Origin of the sequence: Bacteroides fragilis NCTC 9343 (assembly GCF_000025985.1) — a bacterium.
Classification (GTDB): Bacteria; Bacteroidota; Bacteroidia; order Bacteroidales; family Bacteroidaceae; genus Bacteroides; species Bacteroides fragilis.
On record NC_003228.3, the window covers coordinates 2,896,394 to 2,918,053 of the forward strand.

Genomic DNA, 21,660 nt, shown 5'->3' on the forward strand with positions numbered 1-21,660 from the left:
GATTATTCAGCCGTTTTGGCTTCATTCTTCATTTCCAACTCACCCTTTTCTTCATTTAAAGAGACAGTGATCGTATCTCCTTCATTCAGATCAGCCGAAATGATAAGTTCCGATAAGCCGTCTTCCAGATAGGTCTGGATGGCACGCTTCAGCGGACGTGCACCGTACTGGACATCATAGCCTTTTGAAGCGACAAACTGTTTAGCCTTGTCTTCAATGACCAGTTTATAGCCGATAGATTCGATTCTGTTATACAGTCCTTTCAACTCAATATCGATAATCTTCGTTATAGCTTCTAATGACAACTGGTCAAAGGTGATGATTTCGTCAACACGATTTATAAATTCGGGTGCAAACGATTTATTCAGAGCCTTCTGAATCACGCTGCGAGAGAATTCTTTATCGTCAAGACGGCTTTGAGTGGCAAAACCGACTCCACGCCCAAACTCTTTCAACTGGCGGGTTCCGATATTCGATGTCATGATAATAACAGTATTCTTGAAGTCAACCATTCTGCCATAACTGTCAGTCAGCCGACCTTCGTCCATCACCTGGAGAAGCAGATTGAACACATCGGGATGCGCCTTTTCTATTTCGTCAAGCAATACGATAGAATAGGGTTTACGGCGTACTTTCTCTGTCAATTGTCCGCCTTCCTCGTATCCTACGTATCCCGGAGGCGCTCCAACCAAGCGTGAGACTGTGAATTTCTCCATAAACTCACTCATATCGATACGGATCAATGCATCCGAAGAGCCAAACATATATTTAGCCAATTCCTTGGCCAGATGAGTTTTACCAACACCGGTAGGGCCTAGGAACATAAATGTACCAATCGGTTTATTCGGATCTTTCAGTCCGACACGGCTGCGCAGAATGGCCTTGACCAGCTTTTTGATAGCATCGTCCTGAGCTATCACCTTCGATTGCAGGTCTTCTTTCATGCCTGCCAACTTGATGCCTTCCGCCTGTGCCATACGCTGTACCGGAATGCCGGACATCATTGATACGACATTTGCGATTTCTTCCTCATCCACCGTCTCACGATTATCCTTCAAACGTTCCTCCCAGTCTTTCTTCATCACATCCAACTGGACAGCAAGTTCTTTTTCCTTATCGCGAAAACTGGCAGCAAGTTCGAAATTCTGTGATTTGACAGCCTCGTTCTTGTTATTTTTAGCTTCTTCGATCAACTTCTCCTGATCTTCTATTTCCTTGGGTACACTCACATTGGTAAGATGTACACGCGAACCGGCTTCATCGAGTGCATCAATAGCTTTATCCGGGAAGTTACGGTCGGTTATATAACGGTCTGTCAACTTGACACAAGCTTCCAATGCCGCATCCGTATAATTTACGTTGTGATGATCTTCATATTTATCCTTAATATTACGAAGAATCTGCAACGTTTCGTCAGCTGTAGTAGGCTCTACCATTACCTTCTGGAAACGACGCTCCAACGCCCCGTCTTTTTCGATATTCTTCCGATATTCGTCAAGGGTAGTGGCACCGATACACTGAATCTCTCCACGTGCCAATGCCGGTTTCAACATGTTGGCAGCATCCATTGATCCGGCTGCCGATCCGGCACCTACAATGGTATGTATCTCGTCAATGAACAGAATCACATTCGGATTCTTCTGCAATTCGTTCAAGATGGAACGAATGCGTTCCTCAAATTGTCCGCGGTACTTGGTACCGGCAACAACCGCAGTCATATCGAGTGCAACCACACGCTTATCAAACAGAATACGGGACACCTTTTTCTGTATAATACGAAGTGCCAGACCTTCCACTATGGCCGATTTTCCGACTCCCGGTTCACCGATCAAAATGGGGTTATTCTTCTTACGGCGACTTAATATCTGTGCCAGGCGCTCGATTTCCCGCTCACGTCCCACCACAGGGTCAAGACGGCCTTCCTCGGCGGCCTTAGTCATATCAGTACCAAAATTATCAAGCACCGGAGTATCATTAGTCGGCTTCCTGGAGGCAGTCTGCGCCTGTTGCTGACGTTCACCGGATCCATGGGACGAACGGGATTGATTCATCTCTTCTTCGTCATCATCATCTTCTGTAAATCCCATGCCGGCACTGATATCCGGCTGTAAGGACAATTGTTCGAATACCTGCTGGTAATTCACATGATTCGCTTCAAGAACCGTTGCTGCCAGATTATCCTTATCTTTAAGGATGGCCAGCAGTACATGTTCCGTATCTGCAACTTGACTTTTCATCACTCGTGCTTCTAAAATACATAGTTTCAATATCTTTGCAGCTCCATTTGACAATGGAACATCGGCATCAGGCAACAGCATGTCGTCTGCATGCTCTTTCAGTATGGCCTCAATCTGCTTCTTTATGTCGGTCAGGTTTGTTTTGAGTTTAGACAATATCTCGATTGCTTTTCCCTCACCATCGCGAAGCATACCAAGCAATAAATGCTCAGGCCCTATATAGCTACTTTTCAGGCGATTTGCCTCTTCTTTGCTATATACGATAATATCGGAAACTTTTTGTGAGAATTGATTATTCATACTTATCTTCCTTCTTCTAAGAGGTTATTCACTGGCAAATATACGCATTTCATATTGTTTGCATGCGCTTCATTTGCTTTATTTATTATATAACAAATGTCGTGCCATTATTTCCTTTGTTCTTATACATTATAATATAATAAAACAATTAAGTATAGAAAAAAACATTAGATACTGATAAAAGCACCTCCGACACCCGGATGTCGTGATGTCTGACACCCGGGTGTCGGAGGGTACGAGACCCGGGTGTCACAGACCTAAAGAATAAGGGTAGGGCACTCTTACAAAAAGCAAAAAACTTTCTTCGTTAAAGTTTTCGTATATCAAGGAAAAGTAGTACTTTAGCGTGGTTTTTGATAAACCGCAAATGTATAATTAATAATCTTTTTAAATGCTTGAACAAGACAGAATTATAAAGATTAACATCGAGGAGGAAATGAAGTCATCGTACATTGACTACTCCATGTCGGTCATCGTTTCACGTGCCCTTCCCGATGTTAGAGATGGATTTAAGCCCGTTCACCGCAGAATTCTCTACGGAATGATGGAACTGGGAAATACGTCAGACAAACCCTATAAGAAATCAGCCAGAATCGTAGGTGAAGTACTTGGTAAGTATCACCCGCACGGAGACTCTTCTGTATATTTTGCGATGGTACGTATGGCTCAGGAATGGGCAATGCGCTATCCGCTGGTAGACGGGCAAGGTAACTTCGGTTCTGTAGACGGCGACAGTCCTGCTGCCATGCGTTACACTGAAGCACGTCTGAACAAATTAGGTGAAGAAATGATGCAGGACCTCTACAAAGAGACTGTAGATTTCGAACCTAACTTCGATAATACGCTGATGGAACCCAAAGTGATGCCGACACGTATTCCGAATTTGCTGGTTAACGGTGCTTCCGGTATTGCTGTAGGTATGGCAACCAACATGCCGCCCCATAATCTGTCTGAAGTCATCGATGCCTGCGAAGCATATCTTGACAATAAAGATGTGACCGTAGAGGAACTGATGGAATATGTAAAAGCGCCCGACTTCCCTACAGGAGGATATATATATGGCATAAGCGGCGTACGTGAAGCCTATCTTACGGGACGCGGACGCGTGGTTATGCGCGCGAAAGCAGAAATCGAATCCGGACAGACACATGATAAGATCGTCGTTACAGAGATTCCCTACAACGTGAATAAGGCAGAATTGATTAAAGCAATTGCTGATCTTGTCAATGAAAAAAGAATAGAAGGCATATCAAATGCCAACGACGAGTCCGACCGTGAAGGTATGCGCATCGTTATTGATATCAAACGGGATGCAAATGCAAGTGTAGTGCTGAACAAGCTCTATAAAATGACAGCCTTGCAGACGTCATTCGGTGTAAATAACGTTGCACTGGTCAACGGACGCCCTAAAATGCTGAATTTACGCGACTTGATTGTTTACTTCGTAGAACATAGACACGATGTGGTAATTCGTCGTACTCAATTTGACCTGCGTAAGGCCAAAGAACGTGCACACATCTTGGAAGGTCTGATTATCGCTTCGGATAATATTGACGAAGTAATTCGTATCATCCGCGCCGCCAAAACACCAAACGATGCAATCTCCGGACTGATGGAACGCTTCAACCTGAGCGAAATTCAGGCACGCGCCATCGTTGAAATGCGCCTGCGCCAATTAACAGGTCTGATGCAAGATCAGCTCCATGCTGAATACGAGGAGGTTATGAAGCAGATAGCATATTTGGAAAGTATCCTGGCCGATGATGAAGTATGCCGTAAAGTAATCAAAGACGAATTGCTGGAAGTAAGAGCTAAATATGGTGACGAACGCCGTTCTGAAATCGTTTATTCATCAGAAGAATTCAATCCGGAAGACTTTTATGCGGATGATCAGATGATTATCACCATCTCACACATGGGATATATCAAACGTACACCATTGACAGAATTCCGTGCTCAAAACCGCGGTGGAGTAGGCTCGAAGGGTACTGAAACCCGTGATGAAGACTTTGTTGAGCACATCTACCCGGCAACAATGCACAACACGATGATGTTCTTTACTCAAAAGGGTAAATGTTACTGGCTGAAGGTATATGAAATACCTGAAGGAACAAAGAACTCTAAGGGCCGTGCTATCCAGAACTTGCTGAACATTGACTCGGACGATGCTGTTAATGCATATTTGCGTGTGAAGAGTTTGAATGACCAGGAATATATTAACAGTCATTATGTACTGTTCTGTACCAAGAATGGCGTTATAAAGAAAACATCTTTGGAACAATACTCACGCCCGCGCCAGAATGGTGTCAATGCAATTACTATACGTGAAGACGACCGAGTAATAGAAGTGCGTATGACCAACGGAAACAACGAAATCATCATAGCCAACCGTAACGGACGCGCAATACGTTTCCATGAAGCAGCAGTTCGCGTAATGGGCCGTACAGCTACCGGAGTTCGTGGTATCACACTGGATGACGACGGACAGGATGAAGTAATAGGCATGATTTGCATTAAGGATCTCGAGACAGAGTCCGTAATGGTTGTCTCCGAACAAGGCTATGGTAAACGTTCTGATATTGAAGATTATCGTAAAACAAACCGTGGCGGCAAAGGTGTGAAGACCATGAATATTACCGAAAAAACAGGTAAACTGGTTACAATCAAGTCTGTAACAGACGAAAACGACCTGATGATCATTAATAAATCGGGTATTACAATTCGTCTGAAAGTAGCTGATGTCCGCATCATGGGCCGTGCAACTCAAGGAGTCCGTCTGATCAATCTTGAAAAACGTAACGACCAGATCGGTTCTGTATGTAAAGTTACATCCGAAAGCCTGGAAGATGAAGTTCCGGAAGAAGAAAGAGAAGGAAATATTCCAAGCGATCCGGAAACGAATACACCGGTAAATGAAACAGAAGAATAGACATAATATTAATAATTAATCAAACAACAATCATGAAAAGAGTATTATTTTCAATGGTTTTACTGATGGCAGTAAGTTTTGCATTCGCTCAGGAGAAAAATGTAAAAGAAGCGAAAAGCATTGCCGGAGAAGTAAAACCTGACTTCGCAAAAGCTGAACAACTGATTAACGAAGCATTAACTAACCCTGAAACAAAGGATAATGCGGCAACTTGGGACGTAGCAGGTTATATTCAGAAAAGAATCAACGAAAAGGAGATGGAAAATGCTTATCTGAGAAAACCTTATGATACATTGAAAGTATACAATAGCGTACTGAATATGTACAATTATTATGTTAAATGTGACGAACTGGCACAGATTCCTAATGAAAAGGGTAAAATTAAAAACAAATACAGAAGCGCCAACTCAAAAACAATTCTGGCAGAACGTCCTAACTTGATTAATGGTGGTATTCAATACTTCAATTTAAATAAGAACGAAGACGCATTAAAATATTTTGCAGCTTATGTAGATGCAGCTACACTGCCTATGATGGAAAAAGAAAACTTGCTGGAAAAAGACACCATTTTGCCACAGGTAGCATATTATGCCACTTTGGCTGCAGATAGAGTAGGTGACAAAGATGCTGTCATGAAATATGCTCAATATGCTCTGAAAGACAAAGAAAATGGCCAATTTGCAATGCAATTGTTGACAGATGCTTACAAAGCTAAAGGTGATACTGCTAAATGGGTAGAAAAATTGCAGGAAGGTATTGTTAAGTTCCCTGAAAATCAATATTTCTTCGCAAATCTGGTTGACTACTATAGCAGCTCCAACCAAAATGATAAAGCAATGCAGTTTGCTGATGATATGTTGGCTAAAGATCCGAATAACAAATTATATCTGTATGTGAAGGCATATCTGTATCATAATATGAAAGATTATGAGAAAGCAATTGAGTTCTATAAAAAGACTCTCGACATAGATCCTGCATATGCAGAAGCATGCTCAAATTTAGGTTTGGTATACCTGTTACAAGCACAAGAATATGCTGACAAAGCACCGGCAGATATCAATGACCCGAATTATGCAACAGCACAAGCTGAGATCAAGAAATTCTACGAAGCTGCTAAACCGTATTACGAAAAAGCAAGAGAGCTGAAACCTGATCAGAAAGATTTGTGGTTACAAGGTCTTTACCGGGTATATTACAACTTGAATATGGGACCGGAATTCGAAGAAATCGAGAAAATGATGTAATGATCAAATAGATCTTTTTTCGCAAAGATTTTTGTGAAAGGGGTTGCCTGATTCGAGAAATTGGGCAGCCTCTTTTTTTTGCTTGATCTGATCCTGAACAATAGCGTAACACAAAAAGAGAAATAGGTGAAATCTATTTCTTATTCGTTTTATGGTGAATGAAATGACTAAAACCTGTCAGGATGCAGGTTCTTATTTTTTTAAGAGCTAAAGAAGGCAAAATTAGCAAGATGGAAATAGGGATTAAATAAAAGAGGCAATTTACTATATATAAGTAAATTGCCTCTTTCTTATTAAACATAATGTTGATTATTCCATTAATTTAAAGCTTATTTTTTTAGGTGTCTGATCATCCGTTAATAACTAACAACGGTGTATCTGAATGGAAGATCATCTTACGAGCAATACCGGGATTGAACAAACGGGAAAATATATTCCGTTTATAAGAAGTTAATGTGATAATGTCAATCTGATTTGTTTTAATGTAATTATCCAAACTATTCAGAAAATCATTACTCATCACCACATCATAATGAATCTCAAGATCCGGATATTGCTTTTGGAAATAATCCTTAATACCAGCTAATTTTATTTCATTCCATGTATCTTTTACATCCGATAAATGAATAAGAGAAACAGAAAAATGAAATGGGCTAAGTCCATTGATAAATGAATCGAAAGCAATCAAATCACGTTGGTCAAAGTTCGTCATAAAGGCAATCCGTTTCACTTCATTGAAACGATTGAAAGGAGTATTTTCGGGAATAGCCAGCACTGTAGTATGACTACGTTCAATTATCTCGGCAGTTACACTACCAATAAGATCAATATCCTTCTGATTCTTACCTCGAGTACCCATTATAATGATTCTGGGACGATGTTCTTTATTATATCTGAGTATTTCTTCTTCCGGGATACCTTCGCGCAAGACACACGTATATTTGACATCAGGAAACTCTCCGGATGCTACTTTTTGCTTAATCTTCTCCGACAGAGTATTCAGATCATCATGTACTTTATGCAATACATTCTTCACAGTCTCTTCATCACTAATCTGATAGTTAAATACATCTCCATATGGCAATGATGAAGCATAAATTGGTGTAAAGTAGACATGTAGCAAGATAACCTCCGCATCAAAAGATTTGGCAAAATTGAAACCAAATTCACAAGCTTTCATTGAATAGTTAGAGAAATCAACCGGAATAAGGACCTTCTTAGTGCGATGCTCCACTTTAGGGGTCTTCTCTCCTACTATACTTTCAGCAAGCCAGGCAGAACTCTCGGTAATCTTCAATGCACGCGGCAAATCACTTTCTTTAATACGTAAACGCACACCGGATGAAACAACCGGCTGTATCTGGTTTACATTGTGAATGTACGTCTCTATACCCTCATTCTCAAGAACATTCTTCAATATCTGAGCTTTTGTATAAGTCAGAATAGCTAAAGTTACTAATTTCTCTTCCATAATTCGTTTATTTATTGAATTCAACAAATAAGAAATCCCAATTGTTTTGCCAATTGGGATTCTGACTTTATCTCTTATTTAAACCTGCACAGATTCGGTAGCTTCTTCTTTACTCATATTTAATTCATCCAATATTCTTAATGCCCGATCGAGCACAGTGGTATCATCAATCATAACCAATCCACCATCCGGACCAGGCTCAAGATGTATTCCGACACTTTTCCCTTCCTTAAAATTATGACCACCAAAGAAGTTTCTCACTGTATCGACGTTTAAATTGAGTTCGTCTGCTATTCTATGCATGCTACCGCTAGGCAATGAATCTTTAATTTTACGGAGTTCATTAAATGTTATTGTTCTCATGTCTCATAAATTTAATGGTTAATACTATGTGACTTTATTATCACGCTATAAACTTAAGGAAAAAAAAAGATAAAACAAAACAAAAGCTTCTCTTTTTTCGCTAAAACAATCTAAATCAACGATAACTTGTTATAATACAATAAAGTCCGCCTCCAATAAATCTTAGATTATTGAGGGCGGACTTTGATGAAATATTTATAGATTCTATTCTTAAATAATCTCAATTGAACCAACCGGCACCCATCCCACTTTTCCATCTTCAAGGCGGATTTCTTTCCAGTCTTTCATTGAATCATCTTTAATGTTAACCTTGTGCCCTTCATGAAGAATAAATAGGCTGGTACCATTTTCGCTAGGTGTACTTCTAACCGTTACGCTCGGACTCATTATTATCGCAGTATCCCTGTTCAACAACTCTTCTTTCTGCTTAGAAGCAAAAACATTTGCCATTACAACAACTATCAAAAAGATAATGCCTGCAATAAAACCAACTTTCTTCAACACCACTTGTTTCGAGAAAATAAAGAAATATAAAGAGACAATTAGCAGCAAGAAACTCACAATCCCCCATATGGCCCATGAATCCACGCTCATACTATTAATTAATGCCTTTGTCCATGTAACAAAGAATATCTCAGGAACAACTTCTACTTTATCTACAGTCTTACCACGAGCTATCTCCAAATTGGCACGAATATCTCCATTACCGGGCTGAAGCAACAAGGCCTTTTCATAGTTTAAAATGGCTTTTGCTATCTCATTTATTTTATAATAGCTATTACCAAGATTATAATATACATCGGCCGACTCACCTTTACGCAAAAGTGATTCATAAATCTGGATTGCAGACGCAAAGTCATTTCTGATATATGCACTATCTCCCTCAGCTTTTGTGGCATCTTCTAATTTGGAACCGGAAAACTCTGCATTATGGATACTGACAGTATCTCCCTGTATCATCTGAGTAGAATCTGTTATTAACGAATCCTGCCCGAAAGAAGTTACTGCCATTAACAAACCCAAAGCAATAAACAATATTTTTTTCATGACTTATTCTTCTCTAAATTAGCGTTTTATTGAATTTTCCATCTTACTCATAACTTCCAATGACGATGAATAAACTTTATCCATAGCCTGACTCTCATCTCCTGGAGCAAAACGTGCAAACTCACATTCATTCAGAGCATTCAGGAAATCCTTTATTAATTCGTCACTGACTCCATAATTTCTAAGTTTCTCTTCTACATTATCTTTAGACAAACGAGAAACCGGAATATTAAGTTTATCACTGATATATCCCCATAGAGCTTTAAGTACTTCATCATAAAATGCCTCCTTGCTATTCTCCGCAAGCAATTTACCAGCTAACTTCATTCGTTTAGTAGCCACTTTATTGGCTTTCTTTGTACGCATCTTGGCTACATTGGCATTCTCGGCAGCCTGTTTGCGATAAACTATAAAGAAGACAATAAACACCACGGCGGGAACAATGTAGAATAGCCAATAAAGTAAAGAGCCAAACAAAAGATTATCTTTTGGCTGAAGCTTCACATCATTTAGTTTTATATAGCGAATATCTTCACCCAATACTTTCAGATCTTCTTTATTAGTAAAGTTGGCAATAACCTGATCTGCATTTCCTGCTCCTTTTTCCACCTTAACCTCATAATCTTCGGTATTCAGTGTTTTATAGGATTTCGACTTGATATCAAAATAACTGAAGGATACTCCTGGTATTTTATAAACTCCTGCATGTCTCGGAATAGCAAGATATTCAATAACTTTATTACCGGAAAGTCCTTCTTGAGTCAAACGAACTTTGCTATCCACCTTTGGATCATATACATCAAAATCTTCCGGGAATTTTATTTCCGGATTTGCAATTAATTTTAAATTACCGGTTCCCGAAATCACTAACTTTATTGTGATAGCATCATTCGTTTTCACTTCTTTAGAATTAATGGAAGAAGTGATACTAAACTCCCCTACTCCTCCGGAGAAATTGGCAGGTTTACCTGTCGGTAACGGATTCACATTAACCGTAATCTTAGGAGTTACAATCACCTTACTTACATTCACATAATTGCTTCCACCATTAAAGAAAGCATCAAACGGATCATCAGATTGTACAGCTTTAGCAATGGTAGCATCAAAACGTGCAGGCTCAATAGTCAGTTTTCCAGACTGCTGTGGGAACAATACAAATTGACGATACACTGTCGTAAAATAGTTCTTTCCCTTATAATGTTCCTGTGACCATTTTGCATTAGCAGGCATCTCTATTTCTTGTGAATGAAATCCCTTAAAATCAGGAAGCTTCACATTCTCAAAGCGAAGTTGAGACTCTCTTGTGTAAATCTTAAAAGTTAATAGAAAGGCTTCCTGCTCATATACATTCGTTTTATTGGCCGTCGCAGTTATAAGTAAGTCTTGGTTAGAAACAGAGGAAGACGTTCCACTTTGATTGCCAGACGATGCAGTTCCTTTGCCATCTGCCGTATTCCCGGTTTTATCCGGAGGAAGAACTTTAATTTTTACCGAATTAGAAACCATCTGATTCCCGTCAGCCGTAATCGTTGCACCTGGAATAGAATACTCTCCTTCAGCCGTAGCCATTAAGATATAAGTAAAGGTAATACTATTATTAGTAACCCCATTAATCGATTGCATACGTTGTGAACGGTTAGGTCCCATTAACACCTCAAATCCTTTAATAGAAGGCACACGAAAATCTCGTACTTTTATCGTATTTACCGTATACGATAACCTGAACTGGTCACCTACTACTACAGCATCGGGGGCAGATGCAGTAAACACTACCTTTCCGTCAGCCTGCGCTTGCGTAGTCATGGCTACCAGTGCAATCAATAAGAAAATCAATTTTCTCATTTCATCTGAAGTTTTTATCATCAATTATTTTATTATTACCAGTCTTTTTCCAGACGTCTTCCTTGAAGAGTCTGTTGCTTTTTCACTTTATCCTGAACCCCTTTTTCATCTTGCATCACAGAATTGAGCAGCTGTTCCGCATTCTCCTTAGACATTTCGTTATCATTTTTCTCTGATTTAGGAGGTTGTTGCTGTTGTTGATCTTTATTTTGATCATTCTGCTTATTCTGATCTTTTTTATCTTGTTGCTTTTGTTGATCATCTTTATTCTGATCCTGATTCTGATCTTGATTCTGCTGATTTTGCTGTTGATCCTTCAGCAACTTTTGAGCTAATGCCAGATTATAGCGGGTTTCATCGTCTTTCGGATTATTTCTCAAAGACATCTTATAAGCTTCAACCGCTTTTTGATAATCTTTACCAGACTGGAATAACACTCCCATATTATGATAAATTTGTCCCAGTTTAGCTTTATCTTTTTCTATACTGGTTGCCGCAACGTATTGTTCCATCGCATCTTTGAACTTTTGCTGCTGCGACAACGTATTACCCAAGTTGTACATGGAAATAGTAGACTTAGGATTTGCCTCTAATGCTTTACGGTAATTAACTTCAGCATCCACAAAAACACTGTCTTTAAACAGACGATTACCTTTACGGATATAATCACGCTCGGCTTTTTGTGCAAACGCACCCGCAGAAAGCGATAGCAACAGAGCAAACAATATATACTTATTTCTTGACATATACATTACTACTTATTAGAAAACAACCTGATGTTCTTAAACAATGGATTTTTGCGGTCCAGAATCAACATTTCCACCAATAACAAGAGCAATATCATCCATGCAATCACTTGGAACTGTTCATTGTAATCTGTATAAACCTTAGATTCAACATCCGATTTAGCCATTTTATTAATCTCTTGATTAATAGCTTTCTGAGCAGAATTAGAATTATCTACACGAATATAAATACCATTTCCTTCCTTTGCTATCTCTTGACACATTGCCTCATTCAGACGAGTCACAATTACATTCCCTTCACGGTCACGACGAAAGTCGTTACTGCCCTCAATCGGAATGGGAGCTCCATCGGGTAAGCCTACTCCCAATACATTCACCTGAATTCCCTTCTTAGCCGCCTCTTTGGCAGCTTCAACAGCTCCCCCTTCATGATTTTCACCATCGGTAATCACCACAATAGCACGTCCCACTCCTTCTTGCGGAGTAAAACTACGGGCAGCAAGATTGATAGCAGCACCGATAGCTGTACCCTGTTTAGATATCAACGAAGGACTGATTGATTCCAAAAACATTTTAGCAGAAATATAATCGCTTGTTATAGGTAACTGAGTAAAGGCATCTCCTGCAAAGACAATCATTCCTACCTTGTCATTCTCCATACCATCTACCAATTTAGATATAAGCCGTTTAGCTTTTTCTAAACGACTGGGCTGAACATCTTGGGCAAGCATAGAATTTGAAATATCCAATGCAATCATAACCTCCACCCCTTTGCGCTTTACTGTCTCCAATTTAGAGCCGAATTGCGGACGAGCCAATAGTACAGCAAATAGACCTATGGCAGTAAATAACAACCAGAATTTTACATCCGGACGATATTTAGATACATCAGGCATCAATTGTGCCATCAACACCGGATCTCCGAATTTACGAATAGCCTTCCTCTTTCTATAATTAGAATAAAGGTAGAAGGCTGCCAGCAATGGTAGCAGCAGCAACAAATATAAATATGCAGGTTCTTCAAATCGAAACATCTTTTTATCAATTTTATGGTATCTTCTTCAATATTGAGTTCCGTAACAGTACCTCAAGCAATATACATAAGAATGCAGCTAACGCAAACCAACGATATTCTTCCTGACGTTTACTGTACTCTTTCACATTCAACTTTGTTTTTTCCAATTTATCAATCTCTTCATAAACCTCTTTCAGCTTCGAATTACTGGTAGCACGAAAATAGTTCCCATCCGTAGTACCTGCTATTTGAGTAAGAGTCTTCTCATCAATCTCTACCGGAGTATTAATATACTGTGTTGTACCACCAACCCGTACCGGATATGGAGCCATACCGTTTGTTCCCACACCAATAGTATAAACACGTATACCAAAACTCTTCGCAATTTCAGCAGCGGTCAATGGAGAAATATCTCCTTTATTATTGGTACCATCCGTCAACAAAATAATCACTTTTGATTTTGCTTTACTATCTTTCAACCTGGTTACTGCATTGGCAATTCCCATACCAACTGCTGTTCCATCTTCAATAATATCGCACTGTATCCCCTGAAATAAGTTAAGTAATACAGCATGATCTACTGTCAAAGGACACTGAGTAAAACTTTCACCGGCAAACAGTGTAATTCCTATGTTATCATTCGGGCGACCGTTGATGAATTCCGCAGCCACATCTTTGGCAGCTTCCAACCTGTTGGGTTTCAAATCTTCTGCCAACATACTGGTCGACACATCAATAGCCAACATAATATCAATACCTTCAATTTCGCTGTTCTGCCAGCTGTTTGTTGTTTGGGGACGTGCCAAAACCAAAATAATCAATATTAGAGTGATGATACGCAGACCAAACGGTACATGAAGCAGATAATTCTTGTAACTTTTAGGGGCATGCGCATATACTCGTGCATCAGAAATCTGAAGAGTCGGCTCAGTCTTTTTCCGCTTCATTATGTACCATACAATATATGGCACAAGCAACAGCAGCAAAAACAAATATTCAATATTGGCAAAAACCATTCTATTTATAATTTACTATTTCTTATTTTAAACAATAAAAGTCAAAATCTATTATCCAAATAGATTATAGAGTTGCAACCCAATATAGACGAAGGTCGCAATAAGAGCTGCCGACAGGAATACGATACCACAGATCAGCAATATCTTCGTACGTAAAGATCGTTTCTCTATTATCGTGATTTCAGTAGGTTGCGGCTTCTGATTCTCTTCTTCCAATTGTTTCGTTTCATTTATAAAGTCAATTGCATTGATCAAATTCGCATCATTCTCATTCATCTGCGGATCATGCTTGGCAAACTTTACTAAATCAGCTGTCTGGAATAAATATTTCAAATCTGATATAGCTTCTTTATCATTAAATTCCAGCAGTTTATCTATTATTTCGGATGAAGTCATCTCCAATGCATTAAAGCCAAATCTATTTTTAATATATGTACGAAGAGCATCTGTCAATTCAGTATAATACTCCTTCGATTGTCCTTTTTGCCAAATTTTCTCAGTCTTTATTCGCTCAATCTCTTTCATTGCCAATTGATGCGGAGGCAACTTAGGTTCAACTTTCACTTTACGAATAATAGGCTTATTATCACGGATACGGATGATCAGATAAATAAGCAATCCGAGCAATGGTAATGCCAGAAAAGAGCAAGCAATCAAACCATACCAATCCTCCCAGGCAAAGGGAGCTTTCATGACAGTCTTCTGACCAAAAAATTGATCAGGATGTAACGTATCTACAGGCATTGAATATACCTTCAATGCCAACGCCTTTGATTTATACTCTTTATTATCAATCTTTACTCCCATAGGAGGAATATAATATAATGCCGAATCAAAAGAAGTTACCGTATATTCTTGAGTAATCAGCATTCTCTGGCGATCATTCAAATATTGTGTATCGGGTTTAGCAATATCCACAATTTCCACACCACGTACCAATGTATCTGTAAATGACGGAAAAACAGCCCTCTGCTTCGCATCCATCGCTACTTGTAATTGCACTTTCGCCTGTTCTCCTATCAGAATTTGCAAAGAGTCTATTTTGGCATCCACAGTCACTGACTGTGCAGCAATTCTGCCAGAAACCAGAAATAACAATACTATCAGCAATATATATTTATTCATCTTTCCCGTTAATTTCGTTTAGCAAACAAATTCAGTAATGCTTTGACATAATCCTGATCAGTACGTACCGAAACAGAATCGACATTACTTTTGGTAAACGTTTCATCTAACTCAGTTTGTTTATTCACCCACCATTCATGATGTGCCCTACGTACTCCAGCCGAAGATGTGTCGATCCATTGTTCATGTCCGGTTTCCGCATCTTTAATCCGCATCAGACCTACTGCCGGCAACTCGGCAACTCGCCTGTCATATACTTGAATGGCAACTACATCATGTTTCCTATTCGCTATGGTCATTGCATTCTTAAAACTTTCCTGATCGATAAAGTCAGACAGAATAAAAGCGGTACAACGTCTTTTCATTACATTCGTCAAATATTCCAAAGCAAGACGTATGTTGGTCCGACGACTATCGGGCTTAAAATCAATCAATTCACGAATGATATATAGAATATGCTTACGTCCTTTTTTAGGAGGAATAAACTTTTCTATTCTGTCTGAGAAGAAAATAACTCCGATTTTATCATTGTTCTGGATAGCAGAAAATGCAAGAGTGGCCGCAATTTCTGTCACCATATCCTTCTTCAGCTGTTTTACAGTGCCAAATTCCAAACTGCCGGAAACATCTACCATCAACATTACCGTCAACTCGCGTTCTTCTTCAAACACCTTCACAAAAGGTTTATTGAAACGCGCTGTCACATTCCAGTCAATGTCACGGATATCATCGCCAAACTGATATTCGCGCACCTCGGAAAAAGCCATACCCCTACCTTTAAAAGCTGAATGATACTGGCCTGCAAAGATATTGTTAGACAGTCCACGCGTCTTTATTTCAATCCGACGAACTTTTTTTAGAATTTCACTTGTTTCCATCTATTTAATTGAGAATTGAAAATTGGTAATTGAGGATTGTTCATTCTCAACTAAAATTAAGGCACTTCTACCTTATTCAATATTTTGCTGACAATTTCATCAGAAGTCACATTGCTAGCCTCCGCTTCATATGTCAATCCGATACGATGACGAAGTACATCATGCGCAACAGCACGTACATCTTCTGGAATCACATAGCCACGACGTTTGATAAACGCATATGTACGTGCAGCCAAAGCTAAATTAATAGAGGCACGAGGTGACCCACCGAATCCAATCATATCTTTCAATTCTTTCAAATCATATTTTTCCGGATAACGTGTAGCAAACACGATATCTACAATATAACGTTCAATCTTCTCGTCTAAATAAACTTGACGAACCACTTTACGTGCCTCGATAATCTCTTCAGCCTTCAAGATAGGCTTCACATTAAATTTCTCTCCATTGATATTTTGGCGAATAATTAATTTCTCCTCTTCCTGTTTCGGATAATCAATAATCACCTTTAACATAAAACGGTCTACCTGAGCTTCCGGAAGCGGATATGTACCTTCCTGTTCTATCGGGTTCTGAGTAGCCAAAACAAGGAACGGTTCAGGTAACAAGAATGTTTCTTTACCAATAGTTACTTGACGTTCCTGCATTGCTTCAAGCAAAGCACTTTGAACTTTAGCGGGAGCACGGTTTATTTCATCAGCCAATACAAAATTAGCAAAAATCGGACCTTTCTTCACTTGGAAACTTTCATCCTTCTGACTGTAAACCATCGTACCGACAACGTCAGCTGGCAATAAGTCAGGCGTAAACTGTATGCGGCTGTATTTTGCATCGATCAACGAGGCCAATGTCTTAATGGCCAAAGTTTTTGCCAAACCCGGTACACCTTCAAGCAGCACGTGTCCATCAGAAAGTAGTCCGATTAACAGTGACTCTACCAAATGTTTCTGACCCACAATGATTTGGTCCATGCCTGTTGTAAGATTGGTAACGAAAGCACTCTGTCTTTCAATCCGCTCGTTCAATTCGCGGATGTCAATTGATTCAGCCATAAATACTAATTATTTTATTGTTTAATTTTCTTTTTAATAATATGAGCAAAGCCTATGTTGTAAGGCTTTTTAATTTCGATTCCAAAAGTACACTATATCTTTAACCATTCCAACTAATTTTTATTAAAAAACAATGCGAAGTCTTTAGATTAAGGTACTTTCATACGCTTTTGTATTTGTATAACATAAACACAACACCCGAATGTATAAACTTGTATACACCCGGGTGATCACATTAGACTGTCATTTTTTAACCAATTCCGGTATTTTAAGTACAGTACCATACGGTACATTATTCGGATTCTTAATCACTCCCCGATTATGTTTAACGATATAGGGCCATAAATCTTTTGTACCATAAAACCGTAGAGATACCCTAGTCAGAGTTTCACCTTCTTTAATTGTATAAGTCGCCTTAGTACCGGTAATTGTATAATTCACTGAATCCGGCTTGACTGGGATTGACACTGTTTTAGTGCTCTTTTCCCGGGATACCGATTCACTTTCTGAAGTTTTATCTACTTTCTCCGACACATTGACACGCTCAGACATCTGTTTTATCTCCTGTTGATTCGGAGTCTTTGCTACCACCTTGACAATAGTATCCGCTTTTGCAACAGTATCCAATGGAATTTCCCGTATCGGTTCTTTTTTCTCTACAGTCTCTGTGGTTATTGACTGTTCCGATTCTTTTTTAGAAAACAAATCCGGATAATAAATAAAAACTAATGCTGCACCGCAAAGCGACATAACAACTACTATAATTACTATTAAGTAAGGAACAGGAGATTTTTGGTTTTCCGGTTTAACTTCCTTCTTTGGGCGCTTTTCCTTTTTTACAGGGATAGTCGATACTTCTGCTTTTTGAATCTCCCGTGCTATAATTTCTTCGGCAGTCAATCTAGGAGAACCTTCGTCTTCTATCACCTTTTTTAAATTATCTGTAGTTTCTTGCCCTGTATCTCCAGTGAACTGGATTGGCTCTTCAGAATTTTCCACTACTTTATCCAATCCACCCTCTTCTCGAACCTCAGCAATGGATGAACCTTCTACTACAGCTTCACTACCTTTATGTATGCTAACATCTTCAACAGTTTCAAGTATGTCAATATCATCTACAACCTCTGTCCTTTCGGATTCCTTCATAACTTCCGAAACGTCTTCTGCAACTTCCACATCTGACGACACAACATCCTGCCCTTTTGAGGTTTCCGGTTCTACTTTCCCATTCGCCTCTGTTTCAACCACCTTCTCCTCTGCTTTTGCTTCCTCTCTCTCTATAGTCTCTGTTATTAACGGAGGCTCAGTTGTTTCGGATATATTCCCTGATTCTTCCTCCAATTCCTCTATTGGCGTATCTTCCAAGACTGTATTCTCATTCAGCACTACTGTTTCGAAATGTGAAAAAGGTCTATTTATGATATCTCTTAAAGAAGGGTCAGGAGTAAAAGAAATCTTAGTATGTCCCTCTATTTTAATACGTTCACCCGTATTGACATTTACACTTTCACGACTATTGACCCCTATCAATTTGAATGTACCCAATCCTTTGATTTTCACATATTGATCAGCGTCCAAAGCTTGTTCTATCAATAAGAAAAACTCCCGGACGAAAACATCAGCATCTTCTTGAGAAACCTCATGTCTGTTAACCAGTAGTTCAACAAGATATTGTATAGTCAACTTTTCATTCATACGGAAATGTTTCTTTAAACTTATCTTTTAATATAGGACTCGGCTTAAACGCCAGTACTAACTTGGGTGGAACCAACAGTCGCAACTTAGTGACGGGATTGATGACAATACGTTCTGCTTTCTTTTTTACCTCAAAAGTACCAAATCCCTGTATTCCTATAGCATTGCTTTCCTGCAATTCCTGAGTAATATCAGACAGCAGAGATGTTATCAGTTCAGAAGTATATTTTGTATTATACCCCAATCTGCGAGAAAGTTCAGAAGTAAATTCTTTATTATTCAAAATCCTACAATTTTAAAAATATGTTGCTATATTAATCAATCCAGATCAAAAAACAAATTCTTCAGGAAATATATTTAAATTATTTCACCAAAAAGATCGAATTCATCGGAATCAATCACTTGTACTTGATAAAAGTTACCAATCATTAAATTATCCCCTTCACACCTTATTAAAACTTCAGGATCTACTTCCGGAGAATCAAACTCTGTACGCCCAATGTAATATTCACCTTCTATACGATCAATAATGACTTTCATTTTTTGTCCAACTTTTGATGCACTTAATTCAGTAGAAATTCCTTGCTGAATAGCCATTAACTCATCCAATCGTGCCTGTTTTAGCTCCTGAGGAATAGAGTCTTCATAATTAGCCGCAGCATATGTTCCTTCTTCTTCTGAATAAGTAAAAGCCCCCATCCTGTCAAAGCGCACTTTACGTACAAACTCTTTCAATTCCTCAAAATCCCCTTCTGTCTCTCCTGGATGTCCCACCATCAACGTCGTACGCAAATGAATCCCGGGAACTTCCTTACGAAATTGTTCAATCAACCGGTAAGTCTCCTTTTTCGTCACATGACGACGCATACGTTGCAGCATATTATCACTGATATGCTGTAATGCAATATCCATGTATTTACATACATTATCTCGTTCACGCATCACTCGGAACAACTCTTCAGGGAAATGTGCCGGATATGCATAATGTAAACGTATCCATTCTACACCCGGAATCTCAGAAATGCGTTCGATCAACTCCGGAAGCATTTGCTTCTTATATAAATCCACTCCATAGTAAGTTAATTCCTGAGCAATTACCTGAAACTCCTTTACACCATTGGAAACCAAATATCTCACCTCATCCAAGATTTCTTCTATAGGACGAGATACATGTCTTCCTGTAATAATCGGTATAGCACAATAAGAGCATTTACGATCACAACCCTCTGATATTTTCAGATAAGCATAATGTTTGGGAGTGGTAAGAGTACGCTCAATATGAAGCTCCTCATGGTAAGCTTTGCCCAAATCCTGTAACAACCCCTTCCAATTGAATTTTCCATAAAACTTATCAACCTGAGGAATCTCAATCGCTAATTCCTTTAAATAACGTTCCGAAAGACAGCCCATTACAAAAAGTTTCTCCAAATTGCCTTCTTCTTTTTCTTGTGCAAACTCCAGAATCATATTAATCGATTCTTCTTTTGCATCACCGATAAAACCACAGGTATTGATAACAGCTATCTCTCCTGTCGGTTTTTCCGAGTCATGGGTTACATCATATCCGGCTTCTTCCAATTGACGCATCAACTGTTCTGAATCCACCAGGTTCTTTGAGCACCCTAATGTTATGATATCTATAGTTTTTCTTTTCATGCATTCTCTCCAAATAAGGAGTCTACAAATTCTTTCTTGCGGAACACCTGTAGGTCTTCCATACCCTCACCCAATCCGATATATTTCACCGGAATCTTAAACTGATCTGAAATTCCGATAACAACGCCACCTTTTGCCGTCCCATCCAATTTGGTTATAGCCATAGCAGTTACTTCTGTTGCAAGTGTGAATTGTTTTGCCTGCTCAAAAGCATTTTGTCCGGTCGAGCCATCAAGCACCAACAACACCTCGTTTGGAGCATCAGGCACTACTTTTTTCATTACATTTTTAATTTTCGTCAGCTCGTTCATCAAGCCAACTTTATTGTGCAAACGTCCTGCTGTATCAATAATCACCACATCAGCGTTATTAGCTACTGCAGAGCTTAACGTATCAAACGCAACAGAAGCCGGATCGGCCCCCATCTTTTGTTTAATGACCGGAACATCCACTCTCTCGCCCCATATCACCAATTGCTCCACTGCTGCTGCACGAAAAGTATCGGCTGCCCCCAAATATACAGATTTACCGGCTTTCTTAAATTGATAAGCTAGTTTACCAATAGTGGTTGTTTTACCAACTCCGTTTACACCCACCACCATAATAACATAAGGCTTTTTCTCTACCGGAACATCGAAATCGGCAACATCATCCGAATTATTTTCAGTCAGTAATGCAGCTATTTCTTCACGAAGAATCGAATTCAACTCTTGTGTATTTACATATTTATCTTCTGCTGCTCGTTTTTCGATACGCTTGATGATATTAAGAGTAGTCTCTACCCCTACGTCCGATGTGATAAGAACCTCTTCCAGATTATCCAGCACTTCATCATCCACCTTCGATTTTCCGGCCACCGCACGGGCAATCTTGCTGAATACACTTTCTTTGGTTTTAGATAATCCTTTATCTAAAGTTTCCTTCTTTTCCTTTGAGAAAAAACTAAAAAATCCCATGATTACAATTATTTGTATAATACATTATGCTACAAAGATATAATAAAACTAGCGTAAAGTAAAAAATGAAGCGAATAAAATTGGCAAA

At 39.1% G+C, this 21,660-nt stretch carries 17 protein-coding genes; 2 read left to right on the forward strand and 15 right to left on the reverse strand.

Annotation, left to right across the window (positions count from 1 at the left end):
• Positions 1 to 2: 2 nt before the first annotated feature.
• Entirely contained in the window at positions 3 to 2,537 is a 2,535-nt protein-coding gene (locus BF9343_RS11835; RefSeq protein ID WP_005787884.1) for an ATP-dependent Clp protease ATP-binding subunit, read from the reverse strand.
• A 391-nt stretch (positions 2,538 to 2,928) separates the two neighbouring features.
• On the opposite strand from BF9343_RS11835, the gene gyrA reads away from it, so the two are divergent.
• Together gyrA and BF9343_RS11845 are read left to right on the forward strand one after the other, a co-directional pair.
• The gene (gene gyrA / locus BF9343_RS11840) at positions 2,929 to 5,466 is read left to right on the forward strand and encodes a DNA gyrase subunit A (protein ID WP_005787886.1); all 2,538 of its coding nucleotides are present in this window, start codon (positions 2,929 to 2,931) and stop codon (positions 5,464 to 5,466) included.
• 32 nt (positions 5,467 to 5,498) lie between these two features.
• Positions 5,499 to 6,710 (forward strand): tetratricopeptide repeat protein, encoded by a 1,212-nt coding sequence (locus tag BF9343_RS11845; protein WP_005787888.1) that lies wholly within the window; start codon positions 5,499 to 5,501, stop codon positions 6,708 to 6,710.
• Positions 6,711 to 7,059: 349 nt separating this feature from the next.
• Here the strand turns inward: BF9343_RS11845 and BF9343_RS11850 are convergent, their stop codons facing one another.
• The 14 genes from BF9343_RS11850 to ftsY form a co-directional block, all read right to left on the reverse strand.
• Complete coding sequence (locus tag BF9343_RS11850) at positions 7,060 to 8,181, reverse strand: universal stress protein (RefSeq protein ID WP_005787896.1); 1,122 nt, start codon at positions 8,179 to 8,181, stop codon at positions 7,060 to 7,062.
• A 78-nt stretch (positions 8,182 to 8,259) separates the two neighbouring features.
• The gene (locus BF9343_RS11855; RefSeq protein ID WP_005787898.1) at positions 8,260 to 8,544 is read right to left on the reverse strand and encodes a hypothetical protein; all 285 of its coding nucleotides are present in this window, start codon (positions 8,542 to 8,544) and stop codon (positions 8,260 to 8,262) included.
• 210 nt (positions 8,545 to 8,754) lie between these two features.
• Positions 8,755 to 9,591 (reverse strand): tetratricopeptide repeat protein, encoded by an 837-nt coding sequence (locus BF9343_RS11860; RefSeq protein WP_010993032.1) that lies wholly within the window; start codon positions 9,589 to 9,591, stop codon positions 8,755 to 8,757.
• An 18-nt stretch (positions 9,592 to 9,609) separates the two neighbouring features.
• Positions 9,610 to 11,433, reverse strand: coding sequence for a BatD family protein (locus BF9343_RS11865; protein WP_005787906.1), 1,824 nt, complete (start codon positions 11,431 to 11,433; stop codon positions 9,610 to 9,612).
• Between the two features lie 35 nt (positions 11,434 to 11,468).
• Positions 11,469 to 12,179: a tetratricopeptide repeat protein gene (locus BF9343_RS11870; protein WP_005803588.1), complete on the reverse strand. Its 711-nt coding sequence runs from the start codon at positions 12,177 to 12,179 to the stop codon at positions 11,469 to 11,471.
• A gap of 8 nt (positions 12,180 to 12,187) precedes the next feature.
• The gene (locus tag BF9343_RS11875) at positions 12,188 to 13,213 is read right to left on the reverse strand and encodes a VWA domain-containing protein (protein ID WP_010993034.1); all 1,026 of its coding nucleotides are present in this window, start codon (positions 13,211 to 13,213) and stop codon (positions 12,188 to 12,190) included.
• Between the two features lie 13 nt (positions 13,214 to 13,226).
• Complete coding sequence (locus tag BF9343_RS11880) at positions 13,227 to 14,210, reverse strand: vWA domain-containing protein (protein ID WP_005787921.1); 984 nt, start codon at positions 14,208 to 14,210, stop codon at positions 13,227 to 13,229.
• Positions 14,211 to 14,261: 51 nt separating this feature from the next.
• Positions 14,262 to 15,335, reverse strand: a complete 1,074-nt coding sequence (locus BF9343_RS11885) for a hypothetical protein (RefSeq protein ID WP_005787923.1) — start codon at positions 15,333 to 15,335, stop codon at positions 14,262 to 14,264.
• Positions 15,336 to 15,343: 8 nt separating this feature from the next.
• Positions 15,344 to 16,213, reverse strand: coding sequence for a DUF58 domain-containing protein (locus BF9343_RS11890; RefSeq protein WP_005793731.1), 870 nt, complete (start codon positions 16,211 to 16,213; stop codon positions 15,344 to 15,346).
• A gap of 56 nt (positions 16,214 to 16,269) precedes the next feature.
• Positions 16,270 to 17,265, reverse strand: coding sequence for an AAA family ATPase (locus BF9343_RS11895; RefSeq protein WP_005787927.1), 996 nt, complete (start codon positions 17,263 to 17,265; stop codon positions 16,270 to 16,272).
• Positions 17,266 to 17,508: 243 nt separating this feature from the next.
• Positions 17,509 to 18,960: an HU family DNA-binding protein gene (locus tag BF9343_RS11900; protein ID WP_005787929.1), complete on the reverse strand. Its 1,452-nt coding sequence runs from the start codon at positions 18,958 to 18,960 to the stop codon at positions 17,509 to 17,511.
• Positions 18,953 to 19,243, reverse strand: a complete 291-nt coding sequence (locus BF9343_RS11905; protein WP_005787931.1) for an HU family DNA-binding protein — start codon at positions 19,241 to 19,243, stop codon at positions 18,953 to 18,955. The genes BF9343_RS11900 and BF9343_RS11905 overlap by 8 nt, the downstream gene beginning before the upstream one ends.
• 74 nt (positions 19,244 to 19,317) lie before the next feature.
• Positions 19,318 to 20,616, reverse strand: a complete 1,299-nt coding sequence (gene rimO, locus BF9343_RS11910; protein WP_005787933.1) for a 30S ribosomal protein S12 methylthiotransferase RimO — start codon at positions 20,614 to 20,616, stop codon at positions 19,318 to 19,320.
• Positions 20,613 to 21,572, reverse strand: coding sequence for a signal recognition particle-docking protein FtsY (ftsY, locus tag BF9343_RS11915; RefSeq protein WP_005787934.1), 960 nt, complete (start codon positions 21,570 to 21,572; stop codon positions 20,613 to 20,615). Before ftsY ends, rimO begins: the two co-directional genes overlap by 4 nt.
• Positions 21,573 to 21,660: the final 88 nt, after the last annotated feature.